This window comes from Marininema halotolerans, from assembly GCF_900116235.1.
Lineage (GTDB): Bacteria > Bacillota > Bacilli > Thermoactinomycetales > DSM-45169 > Marininema > Marininema halotolerans.
In genome coordinates, this window is the sequence record NZ_FPAA01000009.1 from 65,165 (window position 1) to 82,551 (window position 17,387).

At 46.2% G+C, this 17,387-nt stretch carries 18 protein-coding genes; 6 read left to right on the forward strand and 12 right to left on the reverse strand.

All coding sequences use genetic code 11. The features are described from left to right. Positions 1-11: 11 nt before the first annotated feature. Complete coding sequence (locus tag CHX35_RS12285) at positions 12-521, reverse strand: CarD family transcriptional regulator (RefSeq protein WP_245838808.1); 510 nt, start codon at positions 519-521, stop codon at positions 12-14. A 270-nt stretch (positions 522-791) separates the two neighbouring features. Between CHX35_RS12285 and CHX35_RS12290 the strand changes: the two genes are divergently transcribed. After that, entirely contained in the window at positions 792-1,187 is a 396-nt protein-coding gene (locus CHX35_RS12290) for a nucleoside triphosphate pyrophosphohydrolase family protein (RefSeq protein WP_091838013.1), read from the forward strand. A 129-nt stretch (positions 1,188-1,316) separates the two neighbouring features. Here CHX35_RS12290 and pssA read toward each other — a convergent pair whose 3' ends face one another. From pssA to CHX35_RS12335, 9 genes are all read right to left on the reverse strand, one after another. After that, positions 1,317-2,021 carry a CDP-diacylglycerol--serine O-phosphatidyltransferase gene (gene pssA / locus CHX35_RS12295; protein ID WP_091837856.1) on the reverse strand — a complete coding sequence of 235 codons (705 nt, stop codon included), beginning with the start codon at positions 2,019-2,021 and terminating at the stop codon, positions 1,317-1,319. 203 nt (positions 2,022-2,224) lie between these two features. Beyond that, the gene (disA, locus tag CHX35_RS12300; RefSeq protein WP_091837857.1) at positions 2,225-3,304 is read right to left on the reverse strand and encodes a DNA integrity scanning diadenylate cyclase DisA; all 1,080 of its coding nucleotides are present in this window, start codon (positions 3,302-3,304) and stop codon (positions 2,225-2,227) included. A gap of 12 nt (positions 3,305-3,316) precedes the next feature. Next, positions 3,317-4,684 (reverse strand): DNA repair protein RadA, encoded by a 1,368-nt coding sequence (radA, locus tag CHX35_RS12305; RefSeq protein ID WP_091838015.1) that lies wholly within the window; start codon positions 4,682-4,684, stop codon positions 3,317-3,319. A 98-nt stretch (positions 4,685-4,782) separates the two neighbouring features. After that, a complete protein-coding gene (locus CHX35_RS12310) occupies positions 4,783-7,227 on the reverse strand; it encodes an ATP-dependent Clp protease ATP-binding subunit (protein WP_091837859.1) in 2,445 nt (814 codons plus the stop codon). Between the two features lie 12 nt (positions 7,228-7,239). Further along, positions 7,240-8,346 carry a protein-arginine kinase McsB gene (gene mcsB, locus CHX35_RS12315; RefSeq protein WP_091837860.1) on the reverse strand — a complete coding sequence of 369 codons (1,107 nt, stop codon included), beginning with the start codon at positions 8,344-8,346 and terminating at the stop codon, positions 7,240-7,242. 6 nt (positions 8,347-8,352) lie between these two features. Further along, entirely contained in the window at positions 8,353-8,892 is a 540-nt protein-coding gene (mcsA, locus tag CHX35_RS12320) for a protein-arginine kinase activator protein McsA (RefSeq protein WP_091837862.1), read from the reverse strand. A gap of 6 nt (positions 8,893-8,898) precedes the next feature. Further along, positions 8,899-9,369 carry a CtsR family transcriptional regulator gene (locus CHX35_RS12325; protein ID WP_091837864.1) on the reverse strand — a complete coding sequence of 157 codons (471 nt, stop codon included), beginning with the start codon at positions 9,367-9,369 and terminating at the stop codon, positions 8,899-8,901. A gap of 333 nt (positions 9,370-9,702) precedes the next feature. Beyond that, positions 9,703-10,392, reverse strand: a complete 690-nt coding sequence (locus CHX35_RS12330) for an MgtC/SapB family protein (protein WP_245838790.1) — start codon at positions 10,390-10,392, stop codon at positions 9,703-9,705. 99 nt (positions 10,393-10,491) lie between these two features. After that, positions 10,492-11,169, reverse strand: a complete 678-nt coding sequence (locus CHX35_RS12335) for an HAD family hydrolase (RefSeq protein WP_091837866.1) — start codon at positions 11,167-11,169, stop codon at positions 10,492-10,494. Between the two features lie 188 nt (positions 11,170-11,357). Between CHX35_RS12335 and CHX35_RS12340 the strand changes: the two genes are divergently transcribed. After that, positions 11,358-11,546, forward strand: a complete 189-nt coding sequence (locus tag CHX35_RS12340) for a hypothetical protein (protein WP_091837867.1) — start codon at positions 11,358-11,360, stop codon at positions 11,544-11,546. Between the two features lie 271 nt (positions 11,547-11,817). Continuing rightward, positions 11,818-12,096, forward strand: a complete 279-nt coding sequence (locus CHX35_RS12345) for a hypothetical protein (RefSeq protein WP_091837869.1) — start codon at positions 11,818-11,820, stop codon at positions 12,094-12,096. Positions 12,097-12,216: 120 nt separating this feature from the next. Here CHX35_RS12345 and CHX35_RS12350 read toward each other — a convergent pair whose 3' ends face one another. Further along, the gene (locus CHX35_RS12350; protein ID WP_091837871.1) at positions 12,217-13,326 is read right to left on the reverse strand and encodes a site-2 protease family protein; all 1,110 of its coding nucleotides are present in this window, start codon (positions 13,324-13,326) and stop codon (positions 12,217-12,219) included. A gap of 243 nt (positions 13,327-13,569) precedes the next feature. Between CHX35_RS12350 and CHX35_RS12355 the strand changes: the two genes are divergently transcribed. From CHX35_RS12355 to CHX35_RS12365, 3 genes are all read left to right on the forward strand, one after another. Beyond that, complete coding sequence (locus tag CHX35_RS12355) at positions 13,570-14,931, forward strand: vWA domain-containing protein (protein WP_176392063.1); 1,362 nt, start codon at positions 13,570-13,572, stop codon at positions 14,929-14,931. A 13-nt stretch (positions 14,932-14,944) separates the two neighbouring features. Then, positions 14,945-15,409: a hypothetical protein gene (locus CHX35_RS12360; protein WP_091837874.1), complete on the forward strand. Its 465-nt coding sequence runs from the start codon at positions 14,945-14,947 to the stop codon at positions 15,407-15,409. 72 nt (positions 15,410-15,481) lie between these two features. Then, complete coding sequence (locus CHX35_RS12365) at positions 15,482-16,711, forward strand: NADH:flavin oxidoreductase/NADH oxidase family protein (RefSeq protein ID WP_091838019.1); 1,230 nt, start codon at positions 15,482-15,484, stop codon at positions 16,709-16,711. Positions 16,712-16,848: 137 nt separating this feature from the next. On the opposite strand, the gene CHX35_RS12370 is transcribed toward CHX35_RS12365, so the two are convergent. Beyond that, positions 16,849-17,385, reverse strand: a complete 537-nt coding sequence (locus tag CHX35_RS12370) for a cell division regulator GpsB (RefSeq protein ID WP_091837875.1) — start codon at positions 17,383-17,385, stop codon at positions 16,849-16,851. Positions 17,386-17,387 lie beyond the last annotated feature (2 nt).

A 17,387-nucleotide genomic window follows, 5' to 3' on the forward strand; every position in this document is an offset into this window, starting at 1 on the left:
TCAACCATTTTTTAGCAACCGGATGCCCTTTCATTTTCCTGGATCACTTGATCCAACAAACCAAAAGCTTGGTTTTCATCGATTTCCTTGGCAAGTACCATCTCACTAATCAGGATCTGGCGAGCATTTTCTAGCATTTTACGCTCCCCGGTGGAAAGGCCCTTCTCCCGTTCACGAAGCATGAGACAACGCACGACATCTGCCATGTCGTGAATATCTCCACTCTTCATCTTGTCTAGATTGGCACGATAACGACGGTTCCAATTGTTCGATACATCAGGGTCACCCTCACCCAAACGCTGGATGACCTCGGTGATGGTGGCTTCATCCACCACTTCTCTCAAACCAATGCTGTTTACGTTGTTCATTGGGATCATTACTTTCATATCCCCTAGTGGTAATCTCATAATGTAATACCTTTGGGACTCGCCGAGGATTTCTTTTTCCTCGATCGACTCGATAATGCCTGCACCGTGCATGGGGTAGACCACTTTGTCTCCGACGTTGAACAAAAAACCCACCTCCAAGGGCAATATCCATTTTCCAAGATATCACATCCTGAGAGATATGTCAATAATAAACAAAATATCTTAGCACAGTATATGAGATATCGTCAATACTTTTTTCAAAAAATCATGCATACCCGATCTAATTTGCCTTTGGTCAAATTGACACATTCTACAAATTCCCGCTATAATGATCGTGTAGAGAATCTTCAGTCGCTTTAGAAATTTCACTCAACCCCCAACACGGGGCGGAAATTACATGGTGAGGTGAATGCGGTGAATGAAATCCAGGCTTCTATTCTGCAATCCTTCCAGCAACAAGTATCAGAATTGCTGCTCCGCCACCGTAGCTTTCTCGATGTCTCTTCTAAATTTCAAGAAACTAACGGCCGAATTAATCGGGCGGTCACTAAATCCGTCACTGAATGTGGTTGTATGGAAATCAGCGCCAACTGTCAGCCCTTTACCGGAGACACCCCATTAGCAGAGATGAAGGATCAGGTGAGTACTCATCTGTCAGGAAGTCTTTGCGACCATTGCCTTGAAGTGGTCATCGAAGAAATGGGTAAAAACCTTTTTTATCTAACCGCCCTCTGTAACCATCTAGACATTTCCTTAGATGAGGTTGTGGAAAAGGAATCGAATAAACTTTCCACGCTCGGTGTATTTAATCTGCGCTGATCACGACTTATCTAAATCCAAAGAAGGGTACCCCTACTCTTCAAAGAAGGGAATAACCACAACTCTCTCCTTGCTCTTCCCTTTTTTTCAATGCAAAAAACACCCCATTAGGGGTGTTTTTTGCATGGCTCAATCTTCGACGGGCTCATCTTGATTGGCTCGACGCCGCCGAGATACACTTCGCTTTAAACCATAAGCCGCATAAAGCGCCAAGGGGATAAACACAAGTTTTGGAAATTCTTCAGGAAATCGTGCCGCTAGCCATCCTAATGCAATAATAAAAAGCGGAGCGATCCAGTAGGCACTGCGAGGAATACCAATTTTTTTAAAGTTCGGGTACTTAATTTGGCTCACCATGAGATAAGAGAGTAGTAACATCCCCAGCACCAAAACAGTAGGCCCAGCGGTCTTGCCACTATATAAAGCCATGGTAGCCAACACGCCACCAGCCGCTGTAATGGGCAATCCAATAAAATACCCTGGAATTCCCGGGTGAACATTAAATCGCGCTAAACGAAGGGCTCCACAAATCGGAAAGACAGCCGCAATAATCCAGCCTAGAATTCCCAGTTCATGAAGAATAGAAGTATACATAATAAGTGCAGGCGCTACGCCAAAAGAGATCATATCCGAAAGGGAGTCTAATTCTTTGCCGAATTCGCTTTGCGTGTTTAACATTCGTGCCACACGACCATCCAAACCATCCAAAAACATACCGATAATCACCATGATCGCGCCGTATTTCCATTCACCCTCTACAGCGAGAATCATTGCGACCACTCCGAGGAACAGATTCCCCACCGTAAAGATACTGGGCAATGCTCGTGCTAACATGACAGGAACCTCCTAAAATGGGCAGGTGGTTCCCACCTCCGACCCGGCGGGACCTACTTCCCTTCATAGTGATATTAGGGATAGCCGCTAAAATATCACTTGTGTACAAACACGTCCGTTTCTTTTGTTGAAAAGTGAGTAATTTCCCATGCCTCACAAGAATCCATCATTTACAAATCATAGATGACTCCATCATAGGAAATTTAGATATGTCTGTCAATAAAGACTTGCTCTTGAATTCGCTTGAGTCCCTCTTTGATTGCACGAGCCCTTACCTCTCCAATCCCTTCCACCTCATCCAATTCCTCAATCGTCGCCATCATGACACGGGGAAGGGAGGTGAAGTTGCCAATTAACTTGCGAATAATTGGACTCGGTACACGAGGAATTTTATTTAAAATGCGATACCCTCTAGGGGAAACCGCTTCATCTTGAATATTGGTACTTATAGAATACCCCATATGGCGAACGATGTTTGGATACTCTAACAGCTCATCTGCAGATAATTTATTCAGTCGCTCCAATACAGCAGAAGCGGATTGACACTCAATATCTTTACAGTAATCTTTGATCACCAAATGGGCTTCTTGCTCGATATTGACCACAAGCTCTTCTAGTTGCATACTGATTAATCGACCTTCGGTCCCCAGTTCATTAATATACCGTTCAATCTCACTTTTCACGCGTAGAACCATTTCAATCCGTTGCATTACCATTGCCACTTCATGCAAAGTAACCAGTTCTTCAAACTCCAATGCCGATAGATTGGTCATTGATTGATCCAATACAGATTTGTACTTTTCAAGGGTTTGAATCGCTTGATTGGCCTTTGTGAGGATCACACCGATATCTTTTAATGAATAGCGTTGATTGCCTTGATATAGCGTAATGACATTGCGACGCTGGGAGATCGATACGACCAATTTTCCCGTTTGCCGGGCCGTCCGTTGTGCCGTTCGATGACGAATCCCGGTCTCTGTCGAGGGGATGGAGGAGCTGGGAACAAGTTGCGCATTGGCGTACAAAATACGGCGCCCATCGCTGGAGAGGATAATCGCCCCATCCATTTTGGCAAGCTCGTACAGATAAGCCGGCGAGAAGGGGCAGTCAATATGAAATCCGCCATCCACTAGCTCCCGCACGGATTCATCATAACCAACGACAATCAACGCCCCCGTCTTTGCTCCTAATACGTTGTCTAGTCCCACTCGAAAAGATGTCCCTGGAGCAACCATGCGAAGTGTACTCGATTCAAATTGATTATTTTTCGCTTCTTCTTTCATTGGTTACCCTCCTTAAAGCGCCGCATCTAATGCTTCTTCTACCGTATCCACCCACAAGATGTCTACATTTTTAGGGGGTGTCCATCCCCGCCGATTTTTAGCAGGAAGAATCACACGAGTAAATCCCATGTTTGCCGCCTCAACAACTCGTTGTTCTAATCGAGTTACCCCCCGCACTTCCCCTGTTAAACCCACTTCGCCTATCACAACATCTTTGGGTCGTGTTGCTACATTACGAAAACTAGAAGCCAGGCTCACTGCCACTGCTAAATCTACCGCAGGTTCGTCCAGCCGTACGCCCCCCACGACATTTACATAAGCATCTTGATTTTGCAGGAACATTCCCAGGCGCTTTTCAAGCACAGCCATCACCATCGTCACTCGGTGATGGTCCACCCCCGACGCCATCCGCTTTGGAGAAGGGAAGCTTGTCGCAGAGACAAGCGCCTGTAATTCAATCAATACGGGTCGTGTTCCTTCCATACTTGCCGTAACTGCTGAACCAGCGACTCCTGATATGCGATCGGAGAGAAACATTTCTGATGGGTTATCCACCTCGGTCAATCCACTATCTCTCATCTCAAACAAACCAATTTCATTGGTGGAGCCAAACCGATTTTTTACTGCACGCAACACACGATATGTATGATGGCGTTCGCCTTCAAAATATAGAACACAATCCACCATATGTTCTAACATCCGCGGTCCAGCAATCGCCCCTTCTTTTGTAACATGACCCACGATGATAATTGCAATTCCTAATCCCTTTGCAATGCGCATCAACCGACCCGTACACTCCCGCACCTGCGCCACGCTTCCTGGTGCTGAAGTAACCTCTGGATGATAAATCGTTTGAATCGAATCAATCACGAGCAATCGGGGCTTCTCACGTTCCACCAGTGCTTCGATTTCCGTTAAATCAGTTTCGGATGCGACTAACAGCCGTTCATCTAACGCTTGTAAGCGATCCGCCCGCAGACGGGTTTGTTCTGTTGATTCTTCCCCTGATACATAAAGTACCGATACCCCTCGACTCGCCAGTCGATAGGAGGCTTGCAAAATCAGGGTCGACTTTCCAATTCCAGGATCCCCACCTACTAGGATCAAAGATCCGGGTACCAATCCACCACCAAGCACGCGATTCAACTCACGAATACCCGTATCGGAACGTGGTTCATCGACTTGAGCCACGCGTGTGATTGGTGTTGCTGATTGCCTCGGAATCAAAGTACCTCCACGAGAGCGCACGGGGCCTGATGAGGAAACTTCCCTCTCTTCAACGAGGGTGTTCCATTCTCCACAACCTGGGCAACGTCCCATCCACTTTGGAGTTTCATATCCGCACTGTTGACAAGCAAATTTTGTTTTTTGTTTCGCCACGGTGGGTCCCCTATTCATACTTATGGATTCAACATCCATTATATCAAAATCCTTCACAAAAAGCGCACCTCCCGTGGGAGGTGCGCTTTTCAAAGGCCTTACTTCGCTGAAGGCGAAAGTTCAACCCGGTTAAAGGTTAATTTTCCATCTTCCTCTTTGATTTCGACGGTATCACCGTGTTTGATATTCCCTTTCAACAACTCTTCCGAGAGGCGGTCTTCAATATGTTTTTGAATGGCACGGCGTAAGGGTCTCGCACCATAGGTCGGATCGTAACCACTTTTCGCCAAGTGTTTCGCCGCTTCTTCGCTCAGAACAAAATCAATCTCCTGTTCTTTGAGTCGCTTACGCAATTGCTCTGACATTAACGTCACAATTTCTTGCAAATGCTCCTCTTTCAAGGAATGGAAGACAATCACATCATCGATACGATTGAGAAATTCGGGCCGGAAGCTTTTCTTCAGCTCTTCCATCACATTGTCCTTCATTGCTTCATACTCGTCAGCAGAAGTGTCACCGACAGCAAAGCCCAGTCGTTTATTCTGCTTGATCAGGTTTGCACCTACGTTGGAGGTCATGATAATCACCGTATTACGAAAATCCACGGTGCGTCCCTTTCCATCCGTAAGTCGCCCATCCTCTAAGACTTGAAGCATGACGTTAAACACTTCAGGGTGTGCCTTTTCAACTTCGTCAAAAAGAACGACGGAGTAGGGCTTTCTGCGAACCTTCTCCGTTAGCTGTCCACCCTCATCATAGCCCACATATCCTGGAGGTGCTCCGACAAGCCGCGCTGTCGAATGTTTCTCCATATACTCAGACATATCAATGCGAATGGTTGCATCCTCATCTCCGAACATCGCTTCCGCCAAAGCACGGGCCAATTCTGTTTTCCCCACACCGGTAGGACCCAGGAAGATAAACGATCCGATCGGACGTTTTGGATCCTTCAAGCCTGCTCGTGCGCGACGAATGGCCCGAGAAACCGAACGAACGGCTTCATCTTGCCCGATCACCCGTTGATGCAGAATGTCTTCCATATTCAAGAGACGTGCGGACTCATCCTCAGCTAACTTCCGGACGGGAATTCCTGTCCAACTACCCACGATCTCAGCAATATCCTCTGCATTCACTTCCGAGTCGGTCTTCCCTTGATCCGCTTTCCAGCGTGTTCGGGTGTTTTCTAACTCTTCCCGAAGTTTCTGCTCCGTATCCCGTAAGCCAGCAGCCTTCTCAAACTCTTGGCTCTGAACTGCTGCATCCTTTTCTTTACGAACCCCATCCAACTTTTGTTCCATTTCCTTTAAATCTGGCGGAATCGTATAGGAAGATAGGCGAACCTTAGAGGCTGCTTCGTCAATCAAGTCAATCGCTTTATCCGGAAGGAAGCGATCCGTAATATAACGATCGGAGAGTTTTACCGCTGCATCGATCGCTTCATCGGTAATTTTCACGCGATGATGGGCCTCATAACGATCCCGTAAGCCTTGAAGAATTTGAAAAGCTTCTTCCTTTGTTGGCTCTTCTACCGTAATCGGTTGGAAACGACGTTCCAATGCTGCATCTTTTTCAATGTATTTTCGGTATTCATCCAGGGTCGTCGCCCCGATGCATTGAAGGTCGCCACGGGCCAAGGCAGGCTTCAAAATATTGGATGCATCGATTGCTCCCTCGGCCCCCCCTGCACCAATCAGGGTATGAAGCTCATCAATGAACAAGACCACATTCCCCGCTTGACGAATTTCATCCATGATCTTTTTGAGCCGATCCTCAAATTCACCACGGTATTTAGTACCTGCAACAACGGTTCCCATATCCAGCGTCATCACACGTTTGCCGCGCAACGTTTCTGGAGTCTCCCCGTCGACAATTTTCTGAGCCAATCCTTCCGCGATCGCGGTTTTCCCCACGCCAGGCTCCCCAATGAGAACCGGATTATTTTTCGTGCGGCGCGAAAGCACTTGGATCACACGTTCAATTTCTTTACTACGGCCAATGACGGGATCCAAATTATCTTCCTTCGCTGACGCAGTCAAATCCCTTGCCAAACTATCGAGCGTAGGGGTGTTTGCATTGTTCCCAGAGCCTTGATGGGAAGAGACCGCTTCCGAACTTCCGAGAAGTTGCAAAACCTGCTGCCGAGCTTTGTTGAGGGAAACCCCTAAATTATTTAATACCCTTGCTGCAACACCCTCTCCTTCACGGATCAAGCCAAGCAGGATATGTTCCGTTCCGACATAAGTATGGCCGAGCTTGCGAGCCTCATCGATGGATAGCTCAATCACTTTCTTTGCTCGGGGAGTATAGGCGATGTTGGTGGGTTGGCCTTGACCGCGACCAATGAGGGTTTCCACTTCCTTCTGGATTTTTTCCAAACCCAGACCTAAACCCATCAAAGCTTTCGCGGCAATGCCTTCTCCTTCCCTCACCAGTCCGAGCAGGATATGTTCTGTACCGATATTGCTATGGCCGAGACGGACCGCTTCTTCCTGTGCCAGCGCTAACACCTTCTGTGCTCTCTCCGTAAATCGTCCAAACATCATGGTCATCCCACCTCACTTGGTATCTGGTCTGCCCTTCAGCTGTTCATCCTCTGATTCTTCATGATGAAGGCGTTCTCGAATCATGACCGCTCGTCGGACATCCCGTTCTTGAGAATCCAATCGAGCCCGGGCGTATTGTTGTAAAAAACCAGGCTGGGTCATCACAATTAACTCATTCATCACATTGGCATCAATATCATGAAGGATTCCCATATCAATCCCTAATCGTAAGTCAGACAATCGTTCCATCGCTTCCTTTGAACTGATCACCCGCGCTTGGGAAAGCACGCCATAGGAACGGTATACACGATCCTCCAGTTGAATCGATGACCCTTCAACTAAGCGCTGGCGGGCATTTTGTTCATGCTGAATCATCTGCTTGGCAACCCCCGCCAATTTATCAATGATCTCTTCTTCTTGTTGCCCAAGAGTCACCTGATTGGATACTTGATATAAATTTCCTAACGCTTCACTACCCTCCCCATAGATGCCTCGCACGGCCAATCCCACTTGGGTAATGGCAGGAAACAAACGGGGTAGTTGATTAGTCATTGCCAATGCTGGGAGATGAACCATCACCGAGGCTCGAATACCCGTCCCTACGTTGGTAGGACAACTAGTTAAGTATCCCGTTTGTTCACTAAAAGCATAGGTTAGTTGCTTTTCAAACCAATCATCGAGCTGATTAGCGATGCGCCAGGCTTCCTGGGGCTGAAACCCTGGATAAAGGACTTGGATACGAATATGATCCTCTTCATTGATCATGATGCTAATCGCTTCATCCTTTGATAAAACCACAGCACCATGGCGTGATTCTTCGGCTAAATGGGGACTAATTAAATGTTTTTCCACTAACACACGCTTCTCGAGTTCAGAGAGGTCATCCATACGAATGAGCTCCGCTTTTGCAAGGATCGGAAACTCTTTTGCCGATTGAAGGGCTTCCTCCACTCGACGAACAACCTGAGAGGATTGCGCGGAGGTCGCCAACATTGGAAATGGGAGACCTGACAGGTTACGAGCAACGCGAACCCGACTGGATATCACAATGTCAGACTGTGGACCCTTTCCTCTCATCCATTCACTCAACGCATGTTCAGTAAAACGCTTTAGTGACATGGACCACTACCCTCCCTGATTCGCCAATTTCTCTTGTAACGAGCGGATACGATCTCGAAGTTGAGCGGCTTCTTCAAATTCTTCATTTTCAATACGACGGGACATATCCCTTTTTAATTCTTCAACTTCACGGCGAATCTTTAAACGCCCCCCTGTACGATGAGGCACTTTTCCGCGATGGGTCGTGTGACCATGCACTCGACGAAACAAGGGATCCAGGCGATCGCCGAAAGCCTGGTAACAATCACTACACCCAAACCGACCAATTTTTGAAAACTGTGTATAGGTGAGTCCACAGGTAGAACAACGGGCTCCCTTTGACGGTGTCGTATCGCGAACCTGTTGCTGCCCTTCAGAAAAGGAAGGTTCTAGGTTAAGCAGCCCCGAAAGCAGGTTATGGATGGAGAAGCTCCCATCGATGCCTGGCATTTGTTCACCCTTCTCCCGGGCACATGCTTCGCAAAGATGAAACTCCGTTTTTTCACCATTAATAATTTTAGTGTAATGAAGGGTCGCCGATTGTTTGCCGCATTCCTGGCACTGCATCCCGGCTCACTCTCCTTTATTAGCAAATAGGGTCGTCACCACTGACCGCATCATCCGAGCTCTCACTTGGTCACGCAGACGTAACGGTAAATCCAATACATCGCGGGAAACCATTTTACGAACCAGACCCGCTTCGCGGAGAGTCATCCAACCCTCCTCAATCAGGCGGTAAAGAAGATCTTCCGCAGCAGATTGACTAATCTCCAACCCGATCAATTCCTGCAAAAGTTCGTAATAATCTCCAGTGGATGGCGTTTGTACTTTACAAAGGCGAATATATCCGCCCCCTCCACGCTTACTTTCAACCACATACCCTTTTTCCACCGTAAATCGAGTACTGATCACATAGTTGATTTGAGATGGCACACATTGAAATAAATCCGCCAATTCACTACGTTTCACCTGTAAGATCCCGGAAGGAGCTTCACGGATCATTTGGATCAGATATTGTTCAATGATGTCTGAGATACTTGACATCCTAGGACCCCCCGCTGACTTTGACTAACTTTGACCTTGTGACCTTATTATACTGGATGGGTAAACCGTTGCCAAGTAGCTTTCACATCGATTCCAGTAACATTCTTCCGTACTTCCCGTGGTTTCATACGAAAGAACGGGGATTCCACTCCCCGTTCCTCATCCCACAGCACAAAGGTAGTCATCGACGCGGAGTTTTATTTCTGTTCATTACATACCCGCATCAGACGATCATTAATCGCCCATTTACAATCGAAAAGGGGATTCCCCATCACTGATCCATATGTATGGGAAGGTGCACATCGCTATGCACATTGCTACAACACCATCCATCTACTCGACATGGACTTCCCGAATACCCTGCACCGATTCGACTGCTTCCATAATGGTTGCCACTTCTAAATCCCCCGGTAATTTCATGGTAAACAGAATTTGGAGCCGATTTTCGTTAATTTCCCCGTGATCCAATGTCACTTTTCGGATTTGAATCCCTAAATTGCCGATCACCGTTGCAAGCTCCCCCATACGCCCGGTTGCATTATCGGTGTCAATTCGCATGGTAATCAGTCTCTTTCGGCGAAAAAGATAATTTTCCGCCCGGTTAAGGAGCTCCAAACTTACCAAGGCTACCACCGTTGTCACGATGGCAGGAAAGTAAAATCCCGCTCCAGAAGCAAGCCCGATTGCAGCAACCACCCATAAGGATGCCGCTGTCGTCAGACCACTGACAGTAAATCCTTGCCGCAAGATCGTCCCTGCACCGAGAAAACCGATCCCACTAACCACTTGCGCAGCGATCCGGCTAGGATCCAACCGTACATTATCTTCCTTCGCAAACTCAGAGAAGCCATAAACGGATAACAACATAATGAGGCAAGAACCCACCGACACCAAAATATGCGTTCGTAAACCCGCCGGATGATTGTTATGCTCCCTCTCCCAGCCAATCAGCCCACCTAATACCGTGGCAATTAATAAACGTAATGCCATCTCCCAATGAGAAATGATCCATATACTATGCACTTTTCTATCGTCCTCCTTTACAAGATAGGTACCTGATTCATTCCCTTTGGCTGAAGAAATGCATAAATTCGCGTTTTGACATCAGCCACTCCTATACGATTAAGGAGAGGAAATCAGCTCTTTTAACTGACTAAACTCATGGATGACCTGATCAGCTCCATCCAGTTCACCCTCTTTGGCAAAGGAAGGGAATCCCTTATACCGACAACCAATCACAGGGAGACCGTTTCCTTTTCCGCCTTCTACATCCGATTGACGATCCCCAACCATATAGCCTTTGTCAATTCCTGTTTCCCTAAGCAATCCTTCAATTAATGCGGTTTTATCTTTTACTTGTTGTTCCGCCGTTGAATAAACACCCAGAAAATATTCATGTAAATCAAAGTGGGCAAGAATGCCTTGAAGATAGGGAGCTAAACCATTACTTGCAATCACTAACACCCAGCCCCGATCCTTTAATTCCGCCAGGGTCTCTCGTACCCCCGGGTAAAGCTCTCCCATCCCTTCTGCAAGACAATCCAGTTCATCTTCAAGCCACCATTGATCCGCCTGTTCTTTTGCCTGTGAGGAAGCGCCTGGCAACAACCGCTCCCATATTGCTGCACTGGTCATACCAAAGACAGAGCAAATCTTTTCGTCGCTCGGAGATTCCCCTTCATACAAACCTTCGTCGACTAATCGACGGAAAGTCCGATGAAAAGCAGGGACCGCAACTTTCTCTGTTTGAAGCAGTGTGCCATCCATATCAAAAATAATGCCTGCTTGGTTCTCGACCATGGGATATGGCCCCCTTTTTTATTTATATTTTTATGAACTACAAATAACAACAAAGATCACACAAAATCAACGTCCAATTCTAACAAGATTCCGGCAAATATTGGGTTGACTCAACTGGAAAAACCAAGTAAAATTATCGTACTTGCACTAAGAACTTGTATATCATCTTACGAAAGGAGGTCGTCGGAATGGTTACACCTATCACGCTTTTACAACATCCAACCCAAATTTCTCCCATTCGCACGATGCATGCATATGCTAACTATGTTGAAAACGGAATCTCTTTATTTGATTACAAGAAACATTCCACCCTTCGTGCTTCGATGGTAACTCAATTCATCCCAATCTCTCATTCGATTCCGACGACTCCGCACTAGGGGAACCCCCCTGGTTAACTAGGCAATTTACTGCCGCGGGTTGTCACAACCTGCGGCTTTTTCTCCACTTCAATACCCGATTTTTGGTATTTTAGTGAGAATATACCGCAGGAGTCCCTGCGGTATTTTTTTGTCTCGAAAGTGTGGAAACAACAACGAAATTTACAAAGCATGTTTTGGCATAGGAAGGAGCAAAGCATCTGGGGCGCTCACCACCAACTGCGTCGTCTTTCTCATCACCGTGCCCATAAATAAAGGAGGAGTTCACTCGATGAACTTTGATAGCTATTCCCTCGAACACCACATTCGCTCTCGACAAGAGGAAGCCGACGAATGTTGCCAACAACCCAAACTTGACCGCCCCTCGCTCTTTTACCGAATAGGTCAGAGGCTAGGCCTCACCGAAGCGACACTGGCGAAGCCTGAGCCTCCACATTTAAAACCACTAAAATTAACGGAACAACCCTCATCCAACCTCGTCTTCCTACAATTGTACCGCAATCGCACCCGACAACCAAAGGGACGCCGAGCCCAGCGTCGTTCCTCCTAATTCTCGTTAATCAACCATCCAGAGGATTCATCGGGATACGCCTCTAAATGAAACAAAGGAACAACCCCTTCGCCTTCATGGTCGCTAGAGGGGTTGTTCCACATTCCCGCTATTTTGCGATTAACTGACTAGGGTAGAGTCCAACATCGGCAAATTACCCAATTTGTACAACATATAGATTAAAAACACCGCTAATCCTAGATATGCCGTTCCATAAATAAATCGAATTGTAGGTGACACCTTGTAGTAGGCTTCATCTTTACGCAGCGATGCTTCCATATCACTGGGGGTGTAGTCGGCTTCCAGACGCATTTGCACAATCTCTTTCCCATCGGAATCTTTCATCACTTTTGTTTTCGTCAACCAAACAGATTCAAAGGACCCCAGAAAGCCATTCATCCGATGAATCACCCCGAGCCCCGGGTAGTAAACATCTCCCCAGTGCTCATGATCTTCGAGGGTACAATATTGCACCATGGATAAACGACGGCGATGATCATCAGCAGGGATTGGATATCCATGCTGATGAAAAGAGGCGGCCTCGATTTCGGCTCCGGCAGTTACCTTTCTCACCCGCTGGCGGCGACGGGAAAAGAAAGTGGCCCATAATTCAAAGGCAAACATTAACCAAATAATAATTAAAATCAAGTTTTTCGTATAGATAATAAGGACAAGGCCACCGATTAGACCAAGTACCCAAAACCAACGGGAAATCGCCGTAACAATTCGTCCTCCATCTAAGGGGTGAATGGGTAACAAATTAAACAAATTAATGATAAAACCGAGTGCAGCAATCGCACTTAACACTTCCCATCCAGTCCAACCACCCAGAAGATAGCAGACAAAGGCTCCAAGACTGCCAAGCAAAGGCCCACCTAATGCCACAAAGGCCTCTGTTTCAGCATCTTGGGGTTGTTTTTTTAATGTAATTAAGGCTCCCAGAAAGGGAATAAATGCAGGCGCTGATACAGGCAACTTCTTATATCGCGCAGCCCATATATGACCCATCTCATGGATAAATAGCATTGCCACTAATCCAATCGAAAAGGACCAGGGAAAGATTAAAGCGTAGGCCCCCACCGTAACCAACATGCTAATTAACGTTCCCCCTGCTTTGCCTAGCTTCAACAAACCCGGGAGAAACTTTAATCCGCCAAAGGCAACGGCCGCCCATCCCCCAAGCCTCCCCCACACCCCTTCGCGTTTCTCTTTTTTTGGATGGGTTTCCAAAGGAACACCCTCCTCCTTTTTCACATCGATTTACTCTATCGTATCATTCCCCGTAATTCTTGCACTCTACACTTTTAGAAAAAAAGATGAATTCAAGCGTTATGTTCCATTGGCGACAGAAAACCCCTGATAAATTTACGCCGAAAATAGTACAAAAGTAGCATGAAATCCTTTCATTTACTCTGTATGATAGAGAGATACGCTAGGTTTTATCTTTTATGCGATAAAGAAAGGAGGACATTTATGAAAAGAGTCCTGTTATTGTTGTTGATTATGTTGGTAAGTACGGCAACTGGATGCTCCCCCCTGACCCATCTAGTAGCGGGTAAGTCATCGAGCGAAGAAAAAAAGAACGAACCCAAACAAACCCGTGAAAAAACCACTACAGAAAATCTTGAAGTTGACATCCCTCAAGAATTAGACGGGCTTCAATTAGAGAATGGCGCTGGTCGATATGGTGGTAACCATTATGATATCAACAACATTCGCACTGCCCTAAAGAAAATCCCTAAGAATGCCTCTTCGAAAGAAATTTACAATCAACTTATTGGACTCATCGGTAATGATTATCGCCATGATATTAAACAGCTTGAAGAATTTGATACCTCCATTCTCACAATGAAAAAAGGTCCCAACGGTCTACAGATTCCCCAACTTCCTGGGCAAAAGAAAGTAAATATTATGATCCTATTGGATGCAAGTGGCAGTATGGCCGGAAAGGTTAAAGGCGGGGAGAAAATGAAGTTGGCTAAACATGCGGTTCAAAACTTCGCTGAGAAAATGCCATACGGAGCCAATGTCAGTCTCACTGTTTATGGTCATAAAGGATCCAACAGCAAAAGTGACAAAGACATCTCCTGTAAAGGCACCGAGGAGATCTACCCCCTGGGAAATTATAACCCAGAGAAATTCGCAAAATCGATGAAGAACCTTCATCCCGCTGGTTGGACCCCTTTAGCAGCGGCTATGAAAAAAGCAAAAGAGCAATTAGATCCTCCTGAAAATGCAAAGGCAGAGAACCTCGTCTATGTCGTAAGTGATGGGGAAGAAACCTGCGGGGGGAGCCCTAAACAAATCGCAAAAGAATTAAACCAATCCAATATTAAAGCAGTGGTGAACATCGTCGGTTTCGATGTGGACGATGCTGACCAAAAAGCACTCTCGCAAATCGCCGAAGCGGGGGGCGGCAAATATGAATCCGTAGAGAATGAAGTTGCTCTCAATCAATACTTAGACGTTGAGAAGGATCGGCTTTATGACCAATGGGAGAAATGGTCGAATGCCCATTACGACAATGCTGAAGCAATCGGTAATAAGAAACATGATCAACTGGAAAAGATGAGTGACAATTTCTATAATCGACTGGAAGTTGAAGGAAATCGCTATTATGATTGGGGCGATTACCTCGAAGAGAAACTTGGCTTTGATTATGATGCGGTCAGCACAACAAAGTCCATGCTTTCAGACCGAATTGATGATATAAAATCCTATGCCTTAGATAAACCCGATGAATTGCAGGCCGAGGTATTGGATCATGCGGACAAAATCCAGGCAGAAGTGTTAGAGCGCGCGGATAATGAAAAAAGCAAACTGTATGACAACTAGGAGATGGTGAACCATGCTGAAAAGACTATTTTTAATCATGACCGTAATCACTTTGGTAGTGACTGGAACAGGTTGTGGTCTACTTGATGTAGCCAGCGGTAAACCTACTAAAAAGAAAGTTGAAGAGCCTAAAGTAGCAAAGTTAGAATTTGGGGACTACGATGAGGACGCCGATCACCATCTAGTTAATGCGAGAGGTCACTTTAGTCGAGATGAAGAGATTTATTTTTCTTTTTTTAATAGCGGGAAGAAAAAATTGGACTCCACAGTATTAAAAATTCGTTTATTAGATGGATCTAAGAAGCGTGTGATTGATGAATGGAACCATGGCGATATTAATCCTTCATGGCCAGGACTCGTCACATCATGGACGGATGATGACGGATTTGACGGATTTACCGACTCTGGAAAATACACCTTACAAGTGCTTCGTGGTGATACCCTATTAGCGGAAGGTAGCTTTGAAATCGTCGACTAATTCCCCAGAGGAGATTCTGTGATATCATGGAATCTCCTCTTTTTGAATTTCTTTTACGAAAGGGATGATTCGATGACACATCCATTATTCCAACCCCTGACACTACCAGCAGGAGCGACTATCAAGAATCGTTTTTTTAAATCCGCGATGAGTGAAGGCTTGGGCACGCCTGATCATCGACCCACTCCGCTTCACGTTACCTTATACCGACGCTGGGCAGAGGGGGGAGCAGGTCTGGTCGTTACCGGAAATATTATGATCGACCGCCGTGCCATCGGGGAACCACGTAATGTCGTCGTCGAGGATGAGCGTGACTTCTCACTACTTAAGCAATGGGCATCCGCTGGTACCAAGAATGGCACCCATCTATGGGCTCAACTGAATCACCCGGGTAAACAGATTCCCAAATACCTTGTTAAAGAACCCGTTGCCCCCAGTGCCATCCCCTTGCAAGGCAATGTGGAAAATTTCTTTGCCAAACCGCGCGCCCTCACCTCAACTGAAATTGTAGAAATCATCCATCGTTTTGGAAATTCCGCTCGTATTTTACAAAGGGCAGGTTTTACCGGCATTCAAATCCATGCCGCCCACGGTTATCTGATTAGTCAATTCCTATCCGCCCATCACAATCAACGCGATGATGAATGGGGTGGATCACTTACCAATCGGATGCGCTTTTTAGTTGAAGTCTACCAAGAAATTCGCAAGCAAGTCGGAGATTCCTTCCCTATCGGTATTAAATTGAACTCCGCAGACTTTCAACGTGGAGGATTGACTGAGGAAGAATCCATGACCGTCATTCAAAAGCTATCGACGATGAACATCGATTGTATCGAGATTTCAGGAGGAAACTATGAAAACCCTGCCATGTTCCTCGGAAGTGATATCAAAGAAAGCACACGCAAGCGAGAAGCTTACTTTATCGACTTTGCAGAGCAGGCACGCGACCATGTGACAACCCCCCTCGTCGTCACCGGCGGATTCCGTTCTGAAGAAGGCATGACCCAAGCGATCGACAGTCACGCCATCGATATGGTAGGGCTTGCTCGTCCCTTCTCTATCAAACCGGACTTACCCAATCAGATTAATCAAGGAAGCTATCACACCACTTCTTTAAAGAGAATCCGTACAGGTATTTCTTCCATCGATGAATCCAGTTTATTGGACACCTTATGGTATGAACAACAACTCAAGCGCCTCGGCAAAGGGAAAAAACCCCTGCGACGATATCCAAGCTTCCTCTTCTTTATTCAAACCCTACTTTCACAAGGAATCCTCACCCTACAAAGGAGAAGAAGTTAATTGAAGTGACGACTTGGATCACAAAAAGGAGCGTGATTGGATCCGAAAACGGGAATCCCCCAAGTAGCGACTTATTTGTGCGTTCCTATCAAAAAAGCAGACCATGCAACCGCTGCATGTCTGCTTGATTTTACGACTTACCACGTCCGACCCAATCGCTCTTCATATTGTTTGAGCCTTTTTTTCAACTCGGTATTCTCCAGTAATACCTCCGAATAATCATGGATAATCTGGTCCAAAAAATCATTGACACCCTGGATGTCATAACCATGGGGGGCCTGAACAAATTCGTGTTGGTGAATTTCCTCGGGTGTAATACGCCTTTGATTTACTGGATAGGACAGCGGTTGCACAGATGGGTATAGCGGTATTTGCTCGGGGTGATCCTCTTCATAAGCGATTGTTTGGGGTGCATGTTGTTGTAGTAATTCTTGATAACTATCCAGGATCTGGTCGATATATTCATTAACCTCATCCCGGTGATAACCGCGCATCTCCACGCGAAATTCACAATTCGCAATCTCTTCAAGGGTGAGCTTTGGGGTGTCTTCTCCACGCAACAAGGCCTCAAAGGAAAGAATCACTTGATCAAGAAAGTCATTCACATCATCCTGATGATATCCACGGAAAACGGTTTTAAATTCCTTGGAATGAATCTCTAATGGGGTCAACATAT